This window comes from Arthrobacter sp. EPSL27 (assembly GCF_001512305.1).
In the GTDB taxonomy this organism is placed as follows: domain Bacteria; phylum Actinomycetota; class Actinomycetes; order Actinomycetales; family Micrococcaceae; genus Arthrobacter.
Window position 1 is genome coordinate 593,774 of the sequence record NZ_LNUT01000005.1, and the last position, 15,725, is coordinate 609,498.

General features: G+C 69.3%; 15 protein-coding genes. 10 read left to right on the top strand and 5 right to left on the bottom strand.

Going from position 1 to position 15,725, the window contains the following annotated elements:
• The first annotated feature begins 314 nt into the window (after positions 1–314).
• Positions 315–1,022 carry a hypothetical protein gene (locus tag AR539_RS13655; RefSeq protein ID WP_157361018.1) on the top strand — a complete coding sequence of 236 codons (708 nt, stop codon included), beginning with the start codon at positions 315–317 and terminating at the stop codon, positions 1,020–1,022.
• Positions 1,023–1,036: 14 nt separating this feature from the next.
• Here AR539_RS13655 and AR539_RS13660 read toward each other — a convergent pair whose 3' ends face one another.
• Positions 1,037–1,339: a hypothetical protein gene (locus tag AR539_RS13660; protein WP_066437885.1), complete on the bottom strand. Its 303-nt coding sequence runs from the start codon at positions 1,337–1,339 to the stop codon at positions 1,037–1,039.
• 524 nt (positions 1,340–1,863) lie between these two features.
• Here AR539_RS13660 and AR539_RS13665 point away from each other — a divergent pair.
• The 3 genes from AR539_RS13665 to AR539_RS13675 are packed head-to-tail and all read left to right on the top strand — an operon-like array spanning position 1,864 to position 4,957.
• Positions 1,864–3,093, top strand: a complete 1,230-nt coding sequence (locus AR539_RS13665; protein WP_066437888.1) for a type III polyketide synthase — start codon at positions 1,864–1,866, stop codon at positions 3,091–3,093.
• A gap of 6 nt (positions 3,094–3,099) precedes the next feature.
• A complete protein-coding gene (locus AR539_RS13670) occupies positions 3,100–3,822 on the top strand; it encodes a class I SAM-dependent methyltransferase (protein WP_082699367.1) in 723 nt (240 codons plus the stop codon).
• Complete coding sequence (locus AR539_RS13675; protein WP_066437894.1) at positions 3,815–4,957, top strand: FAD-dependent oxidoreductase; 1,143 nt, start codon at positions 3,815–3,817, stop codon at positions 4,955–4,957. Before AR539_RS13670 ends, AR539_RS13675 begins: the two co-directional genes overlap by 8 nt.
• A gap of 36 nt (positions 4,958–4,993) precedes the next feature.
• Here the strand turns inward: AR539_RS13675 and AR539_RS13680 are convergent, their stop codons facing one another.
• The gene (locus AR539_RS13680; protein WP_066437896.1) at positions 4,994–5,413 is read right to left on the bottom strand and encodes a nuclear transport factor 2 family protein; all 420 of its coding nucleotides are present in this window, start codon (positions 5,411–5,413) and stop codon (positions 4,994–4,996) included.
• 126 nt (positions 5,414–5,539) lie between these two features.
• Between AR539_RS13680 and AR539_RS13685 the strand changes: the two genes are divergently transcribed.
• Both AR539_RS13685 and AR539_RS13690 read left to right on the top strand, forming a co-directional pair.
• On the top strand, positions 5,540–6,568 hold the full coding sequence (locus AR539_RS13685) for a hypothetical protein (RefSeq protein WP_231728616.1): 1,029 nt from the start codon (positions 5,540–5,542) through the stop codon (positions 6,566–6,568).
• Between the two features lie 9 nt (positions 6,569–6,577).
• Positions 6,578–7,240: a peptide deformylase gene (locus tag AR539_RS13690; RefSeq protein WP_066437903.1), complete on the top strand. Its 663-nt coding sequence runs from the start codon at positions 6,578–6,580 to the stop codon at positions 7,238–7,240.
• 6 nt (positions 7,241–7,246) lie between these two features.
• On the opposite strand, the gene AR539_RS13695 is transcribed toward AR539_RS13690, so the two are convergent.
• Entirely contained in the window at positions 7,247–9,337 is a 2,091-nt protein-coding gene (locus AR539_RS13695; RefSeq protein WP_066437906.1) for a S9 family peptidase, read from the bottom strand.
• 115 nt (positions 9,338–9,452) lie between these two features.
• Between AR539_RS13695 and AR539_RS13700 the strand changes: the two genes are divergently transcribed.
• The 4 genes from AR539_RS13700 to AR539_RS13715 all read left to right on the top strand — a co-directional run bounded on the left by AR539_RS13700 (position 9,453) and on the right by AR539_RS13715 (position 12,760).
• Positions 9,453–10,346 (top strand): methyltransferase domain-containing protein, encoded by an 894-nt coding sequence (locus AR539_RS13700; RefSeq protein ID WP_066437909.1) that lies wholly within the window; start codon positions 9,453–9,455, stop codon positions 10,344–10,346.
• A gap of 128 nt (positions 10,347–10,474) precedes the next feature.
• Positions 10,475–10,936 carry an NfeD family protein gene (locus tag AR539_RS13705; protein ID WP_066437912.1) on the top strand — a complete coding sequence of 154 codons (462 nt, stop codon included), beginning with the start codon at positions 10,475–10,477 and terminating at the stop codon, positions 10,934–10,936.
• 97 nt (positions 10,937–11,033) lie between these two features.
• The gene (locus AR539_RS13710; RefSeq protein ID WP_082699368.1) at positions 11,034–12,065 is read left to right on the top strand and encodes an SPFH domain-containing protein; all 1,032 of its coding nucleotides are present in this window, start codon (positions 11,034–11,036) and stop codon (positions 12,063–12,065) included.
• A 347-nt stretch (positions 12,066–12,412) separates the two neighbouring features.
• Positions 12,413–12,760, top strand: coding sequence for an RNA polymerase-binding protein RbpA (locus AR539_RS13715; protein WP_056429445.1), 348 nt, complete (start codon positions 12,413–12,415; stop codon positions 12,758–12,760).
• Between the two features lie 89 nt (positions 12,761–12,849).
• Here the strand turns inward: AR539_RS13715 and AR539_RS13720 are convergent, their stop codons facing one another.
• Together AR539_RS13720 and AR539_RS13725 are read right to left on the bottom strand one after the other, a co-directional pair.
• Positions 12,850–13,593: a polyprenol monophosphomannose synthase gene (locus AR539_RS13720; RefSeq protein ID WP_066437914.1), complete on the bottom strand. Its 744-nt coding sequence runs from the start codon at positions 13,591–13,593 to the stop codon at positions 12,850–12,852.
• A gap of 453 nt (positions 13,594–14,046) precedes the next feature.
• Positions 14,047–15,699: an amidohydrolase gene (locus AR539_RS13725; RefSeq protein ID WP_066437917.1), complete on the bottom strand. Its 1,653-nt coding sequence runs from the start codon at positions 15,697–15,699 to the stop codon at positions 14,047–14,049.
• Positions 15,700–15,725 lie beyond the last annotated feature (26 nt).

Consider the following 15,725-nt stretch of genomic DNA (forward strand, 5'->3'; position numbering starts at 1 on the left):
CGGCGGGGGAGGGGATGGGGTGCAGCCGGACAGGGTCGGCAAGGACAGCGCCACGAGCGCGAGCGTCGTCGCAAAAGGTCGGACATGCAGGGGCATGCGCGCTCCAGGGGCCGTGGGAATGTTCGCGTCAACGGAGTATGGGGACGCGCAGCTGCGGATGTCAAGAGACCGGTCAGCCCCACGGCTCTATCCTGGCTGATGCAGTGAAGGCATCATGGAGGGGTCTACCGAAAGCAGGTCAGCTGATGCCGGACCGGGATCTAGTACGTCAGATTGTGACAGCAGGCGCCATAGGCGGCGGGTTCCTGGTTGGCGTGAGCGGGGATTACGGGGACAGCAGGACCAGCCCCAGCCTGGTGCTGCCGTCCGGGTATGCCTTCGCTATCTGGACTCCGATATACGCCGGTCTCTTCAGCCACGCCATTTACCAGGTATTGCCGGCCCAACGCCGTGATCCGCTGTTGCGCCGGACCGGATGGGCCACCGCCTGCGCCGTGGGGATTTCAGGGTTCTGGGTGTGGACCCAGGACATCCCCGGCCTTGAACTGGTGCTCATTGCCGCAACGACGACGGCTGCTTTGACGGCGTATCTTCGGTCGAGTCCGCAGCAGGAAACCGGAGCCCGGACAAGCCGGGATCACTGGCTGGTGCGCGTGCCGTTGGGACTTTTTGCCGGTTGGATATCGGTCGCCACTGTCGCCGGCGGGGGTGAAGCTCTCATCGCAGCCGGTATCCGCGCACCGTGGCCCGGGGTGGAGGCGTGGAGCTCGGCGGTGCTGCTAGGAGCCGGTGCGGCAGCAGGCGCCATTGCGTGGCGGCGGCCGGTGTCTTTCGCCTATGCCGCAGCCGTCAGCTGGGGTCTCGTCGCGGTTGCAGTCCGGAACATTCCGGACCACCCAATACCGGGGGTTGCCGCGCTGGTGGCCGGCGCAGCTGTGGCAGCCGCGGCTTTAGCCGGTGTGCGGAGACGCAAGAGGATCGACAGCAAGAACGAGAAGAACGCAGCGCCCCGGGTCCGCTGACGGCATGAACTTAGTCAGGCGCTGGCGGGAGCAGGCAAGTAATGAGCGCGTGCCTGGATTGCCTGGCTGTAGGCAAGGGACAGCGCCCACGTCAGCGGAGTACCCTCCGAGGGCCTGTAGGCCGGGGCCTCGCACCAGATGGCCAGATAGGTCGCCTCGAGGACCGTTTGCGCCAGTTTCGCTTCCGGGATGATCCGGCGGATGAGGCCGTAGCAGCGAGCAGACGTATGCGTATAGAACCTCTCAAACGAAGGTCGGTCGGCGGATGCCACGGCTGCAAGCAGGCGCACGAGTTCCTCTTTCTGGTTGTCGTCCATTGGTGACCTAACACCTGCAGATACCGTCGCCGTCACTGTCACTCCACGATCCATTCAAATTTCGCTAGTTTGTCTAGTGTTATGCATGCTTAGTAGTTTGTCTAGGCCGCGCGGGCCTCAATAGCGGGGGATTGTGGCTGGTGCGCTGGATCGCTGTCCAGCCTCGAATGACCGCCCTGGCCGAGCACCCTGCTGGAAGTCCTGCTCGACTCAGGCTCGTTGTCGACGATTCATGCCCCGGACCGAAGCGCGGCGCTCGATCGCACGGAGCCCGGACTCTGCAACAGTGCGGATGTCAAATGCATGCGCCGGCGTAAAGGGGGAGGCGCATCACCGAGGCCTGGTGGGCAAATTCTGCAGTTGAATCAACTCAAGTTGACATAATGTTGATTATCGGCGTTCTGGTAACTGCCTCAGGAGGGCTTGTCCGGGCGGGTTCTCCGGTAGTTCCTGACCGATGGAATCACAGGCATCTCTGCGGACTGTTCCATTGTCATCTGCGCCAGCCTCATTGAGAATGAACCATGACGGTCTACCTGAGGTCCCTCGAAACCGCTGTCCCGCCAACTGTCCTGGTCCAAACCGAAGCCCGCGATGTTTTTGCCGCCCAGCCGGGCCTGACGCGGCTCGGCACCCGGCTGGTCGCCACCTGCTTTGACTCCGCCGCCATCGACACCCGCTACACCGCTGTGGCGGAACTGACCAGTGACCGCCAGGCCGAAAACCCGCAGTTCTTCGACGCCGGCACCGGCCTGCTGCTCAGCCCCAGCACAAAAGCCCGCAACGATATCTTCGCCACTGAAGCCACCAAACTCTTCGTCGAGGCGGCCGCCAAGGCCCTGGAAGCCTGCCCGGAAATCAGTTTACTTGACATAACTCACCTCGTAACGGTCTCCTGCACCGGGTTTTTCAACCCCGGACCCGACTACAAAATCGTCCGCGCCCTGGGCCTGAATCCCGCGGTGCAGCGCTACCACCTCGGATTCATGGGCTGCTACGCGGCATTCCCCGCGCTGCGGGCCGCCAAGTCATTCTGCGACGCGGACCCGGACGCCGTCGTGCTGGTGGTCTGCGCGGAGCTCTGCTCGCTGCACGTGCGGACCTCCAATGACCCGGACACCATCATGGGCTCGGCCCTGTTCGCCGACGGCGCGGCGGCGGCCATTGTGACCGCCCGCGAGGACCCGGACCACCCTGCGCTGCTGCAACTGGACCACTTTGAGACGGTCCTGACGCCGGTGGGTGAGGAATCCATGGCGTGGAACATCGGGGACGAAGGATTCGAGATGGTCCTGGGCAACTACGTCCCGCACATCATCGACGACCACATCATCAGCGCCCTGGAACCGCTCCTCTCCCGGGAGCCGCACCTCCCGGGACTCCCCTACCGCGACATCCGGCACTGGGCCATCCATCCCGGCGGCCGCAGCATCCTGGACAAGGTGCAGTCCCGGCTGGACCTGAGCGACGAGCAGCTGGTGCCCGCCCGGGAAACCCTGCGCAATTACGGGAACATGAGCAGCGCCACCGTGCTGTTTGTCCTCCGGCACATCCTGGACCTTCCCCCGGCGGAAGGCCCCGACGGAGGCGCGGAGCGCATCTGCTCGATGGCTTTCGGCCCGGGGCTGACCGTGGAAACCGCGCTGTTTACCAAGCTGGCCAGCCCAGGCCGCGGGGAGGCAGCCCAGCCGGCCGCACGGCCTGCGGCAGTCTCGGAGTCCGAGGCGGCGCAGCCGGAATCGGCGCTGGCCTGAGGCCCGGTGGACCTCCTGCAGTCGCGGGCGGCCCACGCCGTCGAGGAAATGGACCTGCCCGGCTGTGACCCTGCCCGGCTGGACCGGACCTACGCACAGTTTGCGCTGGTCAACCGGGCGGTGTCCGGCTGGCGGGGCATCTATGTCTCCCAGATCAGGCCCGGGCTCCGCCGGGGCACGCCGGCCACCCTGCTGGACATCGGCTGCGGGGGCGGGGACGTGCCGGTCATGCTGGCCCGCTGGGCATCACGGGACTCGCTCCGCCTGGAGATCACCGCCATCGATCCCGATCCGCGGGCCAGCCGCTTCGCCTCGGCCCGCCACACGGCCGCGGGCGTGACGTTCCGGCAGGCCACGGCCGCCGATCTAGCCGCCGAGGGGCTCAGTTTCGACCTGGTGGTATCCAACCATGTGCTGCACCACCTGGCGGAGGACGAACTGCCGGGATTCCTGGCCGAGTCGGCCGCGCTCTGCCGCGGCAGGGTCATCCACAACGACCTCCGGCGCAGCCCCGCCGCTTACGCCCTCTTCTACGCCGGTGCCCTTCCCTTCACCGGCTCCTACATCCGGCAGGACGGGCTGACGTCCATCCGCCGCAGCTACACCCCCGCCGAACTCCAGGCGGCCGCTCCCCCGGGCTGGGACGTCCGCCGCCGCGCACCGTTCCGCAACCTGCTGGTCTTTGACGTGACGACAGACGGACGAGCAGCCGGGACCGCCCGTGCTTGATGTGCTGGTGATCGGCGGCGGACCCGTGGGACTGTTCACGGCGGCCCTGCTGCTGCAGGAGGGGGTCACCGTCCGGGTCCTGGAACAACGCACCTACGCCGAGCCGCACTCCCGGGCCATCGGGATCCATCCCCCGTCGCTGGACGCGCTGCAGGGCATCGGCCTGGCGCCCGGCCTGGTGGCGGAGGGGGTGCAGATCCGGCGCGGCCTCGCCCTGGCCGGCGGCCGGACACTTGCTGAGATGTCCTTTGCCGGGGTCTCGGACAGTTTCCCGTTCGTCCTCGCCCTGCCGCAGGCCCGGACGGCCGCCCTCCTGGAGCAGCGGGTCCGGCACCTCGACCCCGCAGCCCTCCACCGCGGTGTGCACGTCACGCACGTGCACGACGACGGCGCCCGGGTCACCGTGGATGCCACGTCGGACGGGGCTCCGGTCCGGTACACGGCCGCCGTCGCCATAGCCGCCGACGGCGTCCGGTCCGCCGTCCGCGCACAGTCCGGCATCCCGGTCCGGGCCAGGGACTATTCGGACAGCTATCTCATGGGCGACTTCGCCGACTCCACCGGCTTCGGCCCCGACGCGGCTCTGTTCCTCGAACCGGCGGGAATCGTGGAGTCCTTCCCGCTGCCCGGGAACCTGCGCCGCTGGGTGGTGCGGCTGGCTGGGTCCGGGAATGCCGGCAATGCCCGGGACGCCGGCTGGCTCGCGGACAGGATCCGCGAACGGACCGGCATCGGTGTGGATCCGGCGGGCAACAGCATGCTGAGCCGGTTCGGGGTCAGGTCGCGGCTGGTGCGACGGATGGTGGCCGGCCGCACGGTGTTGATCGGCGACGCCGCGCACGAGATCAGCCCCATCGGGGGCCAGGGCATGAACCTGGGCTGGCTGGACGCCGCCGCACTTGCTCCCGTGGTCCTCGACTGGCTGCGCGGCACACCTCCGGTGGCGGCGTTGCGGGACTTCGAGGCCCGCCGCATGGCCGCCGCCGCCCGCGCGGTGCGCCAGTCCGAGATCAACATGGCGCTGGGGCGGCCCCTGCCGGGGCTGCGCTGGCAGGTGCGGTGCCGCGCCATCGCCGCGGCCGGGGCCGTACCCGCGGTGAACGGATTCGCGGCACGCCGCTTCACCATGCAGTAAGCCGCGCGGTTCTATTTTCCGGGAGGCGTCCGGGGATCAGGCGGGTGTGAAGTAGCAGTCGTAGCTGTCCTGGCTGGCCACCCGGCCGTCCCGGACCTCGAAGACGGACACGATCCGCGCGCGGAGCACATCTCCGGCGTCCCAGTGGGGCAGGTCCATCAGCGTGGTGGCCGTCCACTCGGCTTCCACCACAACCCGGCTGCCCTCACACGTGGTCCGCTGCACCTCGAAACGCTGCCCGGAGACGACGCCGCGCGCAGCGTCCGCCCCGGCCAGCACGTCGCTGCGGCTGCGGGTCGCGCCGGCGGGAGCCAGCAGATGCGGCGCCTCGCGCAGCACATAGTCTTCCGCCAGGAAGGGGGCGACGGCCTCCGCGCCGCCGCCTGCTTCCAGGGTGCGCAGCAGGCCGAGCACACAATTCAACGGGGTCTGGGCCACGGGGCCGGAAGAAGTCATGGATCGACACTAACCAACCCCGCCCGCCGGCGCCGCCATTTCGGCCCGGCAGGGCCCATCAGGGCGGGAACAGCGGTCACAGGAAAGCACAACCACTGCGGGGCTGCGCCGGAATACACTGGCCCCATGGGCTGTTTCCCTCCCCTGCTCCGGGTACCCCCGCTGCCTCTGCGCTCCGCCATCCGTCCCGCCGTCCGTCCCGCCCGCCGGTCCCGGTTCCCGGTCCTGCGCAGCGCAGCCGCGGCGGCGGTCCTGGCCCTGACCGTGTCCTGCAGCGCAGGCCCCACGGAACCCACCGACGCCGGCGGTCCGTCCGCACCGCCTGCCACGGCTGCGTTGGAGGCTTCGACGGCGGCTGCCGTTGCCCCTGCCGGCCCGGTCACCGCCACCATCAACCAGCTCCGTGACAACTACGGCAACCACATCATCGCCATCCAGCTGACGAACACCACCGCCGGCCCGGTGACCGTCCTCGGCGCGGGGCTCACCAGCGCGCTCTTCGCCGAGACCATCGAATGGCCGGCAACGCCTGGCGGGATCGAACTGCCGCCCGGCCAGACGAAGATCCTGCCGGCCCAACTGCGCGATCCCGAATGCGGGCTCCAGACGGCCGGCCCGGACGAGGGCGCCACCGTGAAACTGGACCTCGACGCGGCCATGGCCGCCGCCACGGTGCCCGCCGCCGACCCTTACGGCGTGCTGGGCCGTAACAACGCGGAGATGTGCCTCGCGGCAGCTGCCGCCGCCGTCGCCGGAATCCGGCTGGACCCCGAGCTGGCGGTGTCGGCCGACGGGCAAAGCGCCATCCTGGGGCTGGTCATCACACCGCGCACTACCCCCGGCGCCGTGAACCCCGACTCAACGTCCACCCTCACGATCAACTGGATCGACGGGACCACCCTCCTCGGCGAAGACCCCGCAGCCCCCTGGCCGCGGTCCGTGTCGGTCCACACGGGCGGCGCCCCCCAGCACTTCGGGCTGGGCATCCGGCCCGCCCGCTGCGATCCGCACGCAATCGCCGACGACAAAGTGGGAACACTGCTGCCGCTGAGGGTGTCCGTGGGCGGCCGGGACGGCGTCCTGAAGATCGACGCCGGCACGCTCCTGCGGGGCCGCATTTACGAATTCATGACGGCGGCTTGCGGACGCCAGTAGTCTGTTGCCATGTCTCCTGACGCCAAGCCGACTGACTTCAGCGCCGCCCGCATCCACGAAACTGTCCAGCAGATACTGACCGCGGGGGTGCTTCCCGGCATCGTCCAGGCCGGCCACCCGGTGCTCCGGCAGCTCGCCGCGCCCTTCGACGGACAGCTGAGCGACGCCGAACTGGGCCAGCTGATCGACCTGATGCGCAGCGTCATGCACAAGGCCCCCGGGGTTGGACTGGCAGCGCCGCAGCTCGGCATCCCGCTGCAGCTTGCGGTGCTGGAGGACCAGTTCGACGTCGACCCCGACGTCGCCGCTGTCCGCGGCCGGGAGCCGCTGCCGTTCTTCGCCATGCTCAACCCGTCCTACGAGGCGCTGGGCGGATCCTCCGTCGCGTTCTACGAAGGCTGCCTGTCCGTCAACGGGCTCCAGGCCGCCGTCGCCCGGCCCGAAGCGGTGCGGCTGGACTTCACCGCCCCGGACGGGAACGCGCAGCAGCGGGAGTTCAGCGGCTGGCAGGCAAGGATTGTCCAGCACGAAACCGACCACGTACACGGCATCCTGTATCTGGACCGCGCCGAGCTGCGGTCCATCAGCAGCAACGCCGAATACTCCGCGCGCTGGGCGCAGCCGGACATCAGCCTCGCCCGGCAGGAACTTGGATTCCTGCCGGGCGGCTGAGCCGGTTCAGGAGCCCGCGGCAGGGGCGGGGTTCGCCGCCGTCGGCAGGTAGCGCGCCCACCACGCCAGGATCTGGTCGAAGCGCTGCTTGCGGTGGTGCGGGGTTCCCGAGCGCGAGAGCTCGTGGTTCTCTCCCGGGAAGACCAGGAACGCGGACTCCACGCCCAGCTGCTTGAGCGCGGTGAAGTACCGCTGGCCCTGCTCCACCGGGCAGCGGAGGTCCTCTTCGCTGTGGATGACCAGGGCCGGGGTGCGCACCTGCTCCACCCGCGCCATCGGGCTTTGCGCCGCCATCTGCTCGGCGGAGCGGCCCGTGTACTCGCCGCCGAAGAACCAGCCGATGTCGGAGGAGCCGGTGAAGCTGACAGGATCCAGGAAGCCACGCTCCACAATGGCGGCTTTGAACCGGTGGTCGTGGCTGATGGTCCAGGCCGTGAGGTAGCCCCCGTAGGAGCCGCCCATGATGCCGACCGCGCCGGCGTCGAGCTCGTCGAACTTGCCCAGCGCACCGTCAAGATAGGCCAGGACGTCCTGCATGTCCAGGGTGCCCATCTTTTCCTTGATGGCCCGGCCGTGGGCCTGCCCGTACCCTGCGGAACCGCGGGGGTTGCACATCAGGACGGCGTATCCGGCGGCGGCATAAACCTGCGCTTCGTCGAAGAGCGCACCCGTGAACTGTGCAAACGGGCCCCCGTGGATGTTCAGGAGCACCGGGTGGGGGCCCGGCCCGGCAGGCCGCACCAGCCAGCCGTGCACCGGGTAGCCGTCGGCCGAGGGGAACGTGAGCTCCACCGGCTCGATGATGCCGGCCTCGGAGCGCAGCCGCCCGGAGAAATCGGTCAGGACGCGCAGCCGCCCGCCGTCGGGCACCGCCACGTCCCCGGCGGTCTGCGCATCGGCGAAACTGACCACGAGCGATCCGCCGCCGGCGGCCGCCCCGATGACGGTGCGCGGGCCGTCCACCAGCACTTCCTGGTTCCCGGCAGCGGAGAACTCCACCAGCTCCACCGTTCCGCGGGAGGTGTTCAGCACCAGCGCCGAGTCCGGGCCCCGCAGCTCGATCCTGCCATTGGAGCCAAGGTCCATCGTCTCCACGTCACTGAGCCGAGTGGCGTCACCGCCGGCCGTTGGCATCACGTACAGCGCGGTGTTGCGGGCCACGAAGTCCTGGCCCGTGGCCCCCATGTCCTGGGCGAGGAAGAACAGCCACTGCCCGTCCTGCGACTGGCGTACGGCGTGCACGGCCAGCCGGCCGGTGTTGGCCGGAACGATCGCCTCCGGTTCCGCTGCCGTTTCTGTTCCTGGGGGGCATTTACCCGCCGGAATGCGGTAGATGCCGCTGGCCAGATCGGCGTCGCTGCCCTCGTGCAGGGCGGCTGTGAAGTAGATGGCCCGGCCGTCGGTGCTGTATGACGCGCCGTTGTGGTCAGTGGCTGCGGTAGTCAGCTGCCGCGCCGCCGGCAGCAGCGCGGCACCCGCGGCCTGCTCCCCGGCAGCGGACGGTTCAGCGGACGCGGCCTTCAGGGCCCGGCCGGCGGGCGCCACCTTGGGTTCCGCGCCCGGCTCCGGCGCCTCAACGAGGAAGAGCTGCACCGGCTTGTCCGCCGTGTACCCCACCCCGTTCATCCGGTACTGGTAATCCGTGATGAGCCGCGCGTCCTCGCCGCCGGCGGAGACCCCGTCGGTGGTGCCGTACCGGCCGGCTTCCGGGGTGCGGGCGCTGTAGACAACGTGCCTGGAGTCCGGCGACCACGCGAACTCCGTCACGCCCAGGGGCGCCGCCGTGACAAGCTGCGGCTCCCCGCCCCCGGCCTCCACGATGTGGAGCTGGGGCTTGCCGCCGGCCGCGGCCCGCAGGAACGCCAGCGACTGTCCGTCCGGCGAGAAGGCGGGGGCCGTGTCGCGGAAACCGCGGGTCAGCCGGCGCGCCGGCTGGCCGCCGTCCGGGGACGTGCCCAGCGGCACCGTCCACAGCTGGCCGACGTAGGAGTCGGCGTCGAAGTCGGGCCGCACCACCGAGACCACGGCGCAGGTCCCGTCCGGGTGGACGGCAGGGGCGGACACGGAATTCAGCAGAGGAAGATGTTCGGATTTCACGAGTGAGAGCCTAGCCCCAGTTCTCCCGGCAGTGAAATACCTCACGTTTGCGCCGGCGCGGGCGGCCCTGCCCGGTGGTGCCCGCCGGGGCGGCGCCGCACCTAGGATGGACATTATGCCCCCCGCTTCCTCCGCCTCCCTGCTGTGCCCGGTCTGCCGGGACCGCCTGCACTTCCGCGGCGGGACCCGCCGCACGCTGGTGTGCCCGGCGGGGCACAGTTTCGACCCGGCCAGGCAGGGCTATTTCAATTTCCTCGTGGGCAAAGGCACCGTTTTCGAGGCGGACTCGGCGGACATGGTGGCGGCGCGCTTCGACTTCCTGTCCGCCGGCCACTACCGGCCCCTCGCCGACGCCGTCGCGGACGCGGCGTTACCGGCTTTCGCCGGCAGCACCCCGGCGACGCCGGGAACGGTACTCGACGCCGGCACCGGCACCGGCCACTACCTCCGCGTGCTGCTGGACCGGCTGACGGCAGCCGGGACGCGCGCGGAAGCCGTGGGCCTGGACATCTCGAAGTTCGCACTACGCCGGGCCGCCCGGCTGAACCCGGAAGCGGTGAATATCGTCGCCGACGTGTGGCAGCCCCTGCCGGTCCCGGACGGGGTGGTCGACGTCGTCACCGTCGTCTTCGCGCCGCGCAACGCGGCGGAATTCGCCCGGGTGCTCCGCCCCGGTGGCCGCCTCGTTGTGGTGACCCCCCGGCCCGGCCACCTCGGTGAAATCGCGGGCGAAGCGGGACTGCTCGGGATCGACCCGGCCAAGGACCAGCGCCTCGCCGCCTCGCTGGGGCACAGCTTTTCGGCCCTTTCCGCCACGGACCTGGATGTGCCGCTCGCACTGCAGCCGGCCGACGTCGGCAGGCTGGCCCTCATGGGCCCGGCCGGGCATCATCTGGACCGCGGCGCGCTCGCAGCCATGACCGCCGGACTTCCGCCGGTGACGGACGTGTCCGCCCGCTTCCGGATCAGCGTCTTTGAGCCGCTTCACCATCACGGTCCGGTTACCTGAAGGTTACGAGTTGGCCACTTTCGGCACCCGTCTTCCGCAGCCCTCCGCGGCCGGAGCCGTTCGGCTTAGGATGGAAGCACAGTTACTGAGGGTCTGTGCCTGCAGCCCCCGGGAGCGAAGGGGGAAAGATGTTGGAATGGCTGCCTGAAAACTGGTGGGCCCTCTGGCTCACGGTGTTTTTGGTGTTCGCCGTGGTGGAGATGCTCACCCTTGACCTGTTCTTCATCATGCTCGGCGGCGGGGCCCTGGCCGGACTCGTCGCATCACTGGCCGGCGCCGACCTTGGCCTGCAGATCATCGCCTTCTGTGTGGTCTCCCTCCTGATGATCGGCTTCGTACGGCCCGTCGCGCTGAAGCACCTCCACAAAGGACCGGCCGACCGCCGGAGCAACGTCGAGCGCCTCATCGGCGAATCCGCCCTGGTCATGGAACCCGTCAGCGCCAGCGGCGGACTGGTCAAGATCGGCGGGGACGTCTGGAGCGCCCGTTCGGAGACCGGAGTCCTGGCCCCCGGCCAGCATGCCGTGGTCAGCGCGATCGACGGCGCCACCGCCGTCGTCGCCCCGCAGCCGGAGACCGCCGCCCAATAGCACGCACAAGAATTCCGGCGGCCGGCACCGGCCCCGGGCATGCGGCGGGACACCGCCGCAGACCATGGCAAGACCAAATCTGGGGAATAGGTGATGTATGGATATCGCAGTCGCAATCGTGCTGCTGGTGCTCGTTGCGTTCGTAATAATCGTGCTGGTCCGGGCGGTGCGGATCGTCCCGCAGGCCCGCGCCGGCGTCGTCGAACGGCTGGGTAAATACCAGCGGACGCTGAATCCCGGCCTCACGATCCTGATCCCGTTCGTGGACCGGCTGCTGCCGCTGCTCGACCTGCGTGAACAGGTGGTCTCCTTCCCGCCGCAGCCCGTCATCACCGAGGACAACCTGGTGGTCTCGATCGACACGGTGGTCTACTTCCAGGTCACCGACGCCCGTGCGGCCACCTACGAGATCGCCAACTACATTCAGGCAGTGGAGCAGCTGACCACCACCACCCTGCGCAACGTCGTCGGCGGCCTCAACCTCGAAGAGGCGCTGACCTCCCGCGACCAGATCAACGGGCAGCTGCGCGGCGTGCTGGATGAAGCCACCGGCCGCTGGGGCATCCGGGTCTCCCGGGTTGAGCTCAAGGCCATTGATCCGCCCCACTCCATCCAGGATTCCATGGAGAAGCAGATGCGCGCCGAACGTGACCGCCGCGCTGCCATCCTGACGGCGGAAGGCACCAAGCAGTCCGCCATCCTCACCGCTGAAGGCCAGCGGCAGTCCTCGATCCTCAAGGCCGAGGGTGACGCGAAGGCGGCCATCCTCCGCGCTGACGGCGAGGCGCAGGCCATCCAGAAGGTGTTCGACGCCATCCACAAGGGAAACCCGGACCAGAAGCTCCTGGCCTACCAGTACCTGCAGACGCTGCCCAAGCTCGCCGAGGGATCGGCGAACAAGCTGTGGATCATCCCGAGCGAAGTCGGCGAAGCCCTCAAGGGCATCGGCAGTGCCCTCGGCGGAGCCAAGGACGGCCAGCCTGCGGAGGGGCTGTTCGGCCCGGATTCCGACGGCAAAACCGCGCCGGCCCAGGCCCGCACGGCGGCACCCGCCCCCGCCACTGCCCCTGCGCCTGCGGCAGATTCCGCACCCGGCGCGGGGAACGCCCCGGCCACACCGGAAGGCTAGGCAGCCACAGTTCACGGGGAGGCATCCGCGCGTCGGGTGCCTCCCCGTTCTGCTGCCCCTTCCGGCACTGGGCAGGAGCCGGGCAGGAGCTGGGCCGTCGGGTGCGGCCCTACGGCTTTACCGTGGGTGTCGGCACCCGGTATAATTGTGTATTTGTCCGGCTGGTTCAGTCCGGTGGAACAATTCAGCTTCGCTAAACGTTGAATCCTGTGACGACTTTTCGAGATAAGCATCCAGTTTCGACTAAACAAGCAGACGCAACGAACAGCACACCACGAGTCCGGCGAGGCCTCACGGCCCCGGCCACCGCAGGGCATGACCCTGCGGATTGAATAGAGGGAGAAAAGATGAGCGATCGCAGCCTGCGGGGTATGCGCCTCGGCGCACAGAGCATGGAGACCGAATCCGGTGTTGAACCGGCTCCGCGCCAGCGGGTCGAGTACCGCTGCGAGGACGGCGAGCAGGTGTTCGTGACCTTCTCCTCCGAAGCGGAGATCCCCCCGGTCTGGGTATCGAAGACAGGCAAGGAAGCCTTGCTCGTCGACGGCGAACGCCCCGTGAACCTCAACGAGAAGGCAGTCCGCACCCACTGGGACATGCTCCTGGAGCGCCGCTCGCTTCCTGAGCTGGAGCAGATCCTCGAGGACCGCCTCACCATCCTGCGCGAACGCCGCGGCGAACGGCGCTCCGCCTAGGCCGCAGCAGCCGTGTAGGTTTTAAGCAAAAAGGGCCGGTCACGTCGTCAATGACGACTTGACCGGCCCTTTTGCTATGGCTGCGGTCCTCAGGCCTTTTTGCCGGGGAGCTTCCCGGCAAGGGTGTTCCAGCGTGCGGCGAGGCCCCACTTGGTGACGTTGACCATGGCTTCAACCACAATGTTGCCGCTCATCTTCGAGGCGCCCAGCTCGCGCTCCACGAAGGTGATGGGCCGTTCGACGATGGTCAGACCCAGCTTGGCGACGCGCCATGCCAGGTCCACCTGGAAGCCGTAACCCACCGAGTCGACGGTGTCCAGGTCCAGCTTCTCCAGGGTGCCGCGCCGGAATGCGCGGAAGCCGCCGGTGACGTCCTTGATCTTCACGCCCAGCATGATCCGGGCGTACGTGCTGCCCACCCGTGAAATGGCCTGGCGGTACAGCGGCCAGTTGACCACGCTGCCGCCCGGAACCCAGCGGGAGCCCATGGCGAGGTCGGCGCCCTGCTCCACGGCCTCCAGCAGCTGGGGCAGCTGCTCCGGCTGGTGCGAGCCGTCGGCGTCCATCTCTACGAGGACGTCGTAGCCGGCGTCGAGGCCCCACTTGAAGCCTGCGATGTAGGCGGCGCCCAGGCCGGCCTTGCCAGCCCGGTGCAGGACGTGGACCTGGCTGTCCTCGGCGGCGATGCGGTCTGCCAGCTCTCCGGTCCCGTCGGGGCTGTTGTCGTCGACAACCAGGACGTCGGAGCCCGGCACGGCAGTGCGGAGGCGCCCCAGCGTCTTGGGCAACGATTCCAGCTCGTTGTAGGTCGGGATGATGGTGAGGACGCGCACAGCGGGCCTTTCCTTGGAGGGAGCGGTCAAGCGCCGGACGGACCGCTGGCAGCGGAGATCAGGCGCAACTGTCCATTATAGGCAGTCGCGGGACCCGGCTCTGGCCGGTGCCGGTCCCCGGGGCAGGTCCACTCGCTTCGGGCCAGTTGCGGCGGGGCGTGCAAGTACGCCGCCGGAACCGTTTTCTGCTGCGAAGTGGACCCGCCCCCTGGGAGTACCCATGGCCACAACCAGGGAAGCTGCCGTGAACGCGGCAACCTGGCACCGACCGGGGGACGTCCGGAGGCTGCGGTTTCCGCGACCCTCCGTGACCCTCAATGCTACGGGCGACCCCTGATCTGTCAACCGGTCCGTGACCTGCCGTTTCGTCCATCGCCGCAGGTCAGAGGCGCCTTGGTGCCGCTCAAGTTTCGGCGGCGGGCCGCTGTCCGGCGGCATCTGCCGCAGCGGATGTCAGCCGGTGAGGGCGCCGTTGGAGAACAGCTCCCGGCCGTCCCTGACGGTCTGCAGGCAGACGGGCTCGGCGCCGGTGTCCAGGGCGGGCAACAGCGGCGTCCGGGCGCGGGGGTCGGTGCTCCAGGACTGGACGCGCCCGTCCGCTACCTGGACCATAAGCTCTTCGACCTCCCAGACGGCGAAGCTGGCAGGGGCGCCCGGCACCAGCTGGCCCGCCATCGGATTCCGGTACCTTGCGGCCCGCCAGCCGGCCCGTGTGTGGCCGAGGAACGCGGCGCGGGCGGAGATCTGTTCCGCCGGGCTGTTGTGCTGCAGGCAGGCCCTGACGCTGGCCCAGGGGCGCAGCGGCGTCACCGGGCTGTCACTGCCGAAGCACACCGGGACGCCGGCGGAGTAGAAGGACGCAAAGGGGTTCATTCCCTGCGCGCGGTCTCCCAGCCGCTGGCGGTAGAGTCCGTCGTCTCCGCCCCAGGCGGAGTCGAAGCCGGGCTGCGCGCTGACCGTCACCGAATACTTGGCCAGCCGGCTGATGGCGCTGGCATCGGCGAGTTCAACGTGTTCCAGCCGGTGGCCGGCGGCCCGGATTTTCTGCTCGCCCACCTCTGCTGCCGCCAGGTCCAGCGCTTCGAGCGCGGCGTCGAGGCCGGCGTCGCCAATGACGTGGAAACCCGCCTGCACGCCCAGCAGCGAGCATGCCACCAGGTGGGCCGCGGCTTCCGCTGGCGAAAGGTAGAGGCTGCCGCGCTCCCCCGCCGCGTCGTTGTAGTCCGCCCGCAGTGCGGCGGTGCGGGAGCCGATCGACCCGTCCATGTTCAGGTCTCCCGCCAGGCCGAGCACGGGCACGCCCAGCCCGTCGAGGATGGAGCGTGCGTGCTTCTCTGAGGTTGCCAGCTCACCCCAGTAGGGCAGGATCTCCGGCGCGGCGTCCGGACCCGCATTCCATGCTGCGGCGAGCCGGAGGTCCTCGGCGCCGCCGATGTGTGGCGCCGCCATTTCCGCCAGGGCCACGTAGCCGTTGGCGGCCGCCTCGGCGAGGGCCCGCTGCTGGTAGCCGCGGACCGCGTCGGCGGGGAGACGGCGTGCCGCCAGCCGGGCGGCCGTGTGCGCGGCGCGCTTGACCTGGCCCCCCGCGCCGGAGCCGTCCATCCCCTCGAGGCCTGCAGCCGCCGCCAGCGACGAGGAAACAAGCGCCGAGTGCACATCAACGCGGGAGAGATACACCGGGCGGCCGCCCGAGGCGCGTTCCAGCTCCTCGCGTGAGGGCAGGGCGGATTCGTCCCACTGGGTCTCGTCCCAGCCATGCCCCATCAGGGTGCCGCCGGTGCCGGTACCGCTGGAGGCGGCGACGGCGTCGAGCAGTTCCCGCGCGGAGCGGACGCCGCCGAGCTGCAGGCCGTCCAGGGCAATGCCCGTCTCCGTCAGGTGGACGTGGGAGTCAACGAATCCGGGCGCCAGGAGCGCGCCGTGCAGGTCGATGATGTCCATGGAGGAATCCGCGATCGACGTGGCAGCCTGTTCGGAACCGACCCAGGCGACCGTGTCGCCGTCGACCAGCATCGCCGTCGCGAAGGGGTCGGCCGCAGTGTAGACGGAGCCGTTCCGATACAGCGTGACTTTGCGCTGCGCGGGGGTGGCCGGGGAATCGGTCATGGGCAGGGAACTCCTTGGTTGCAGGC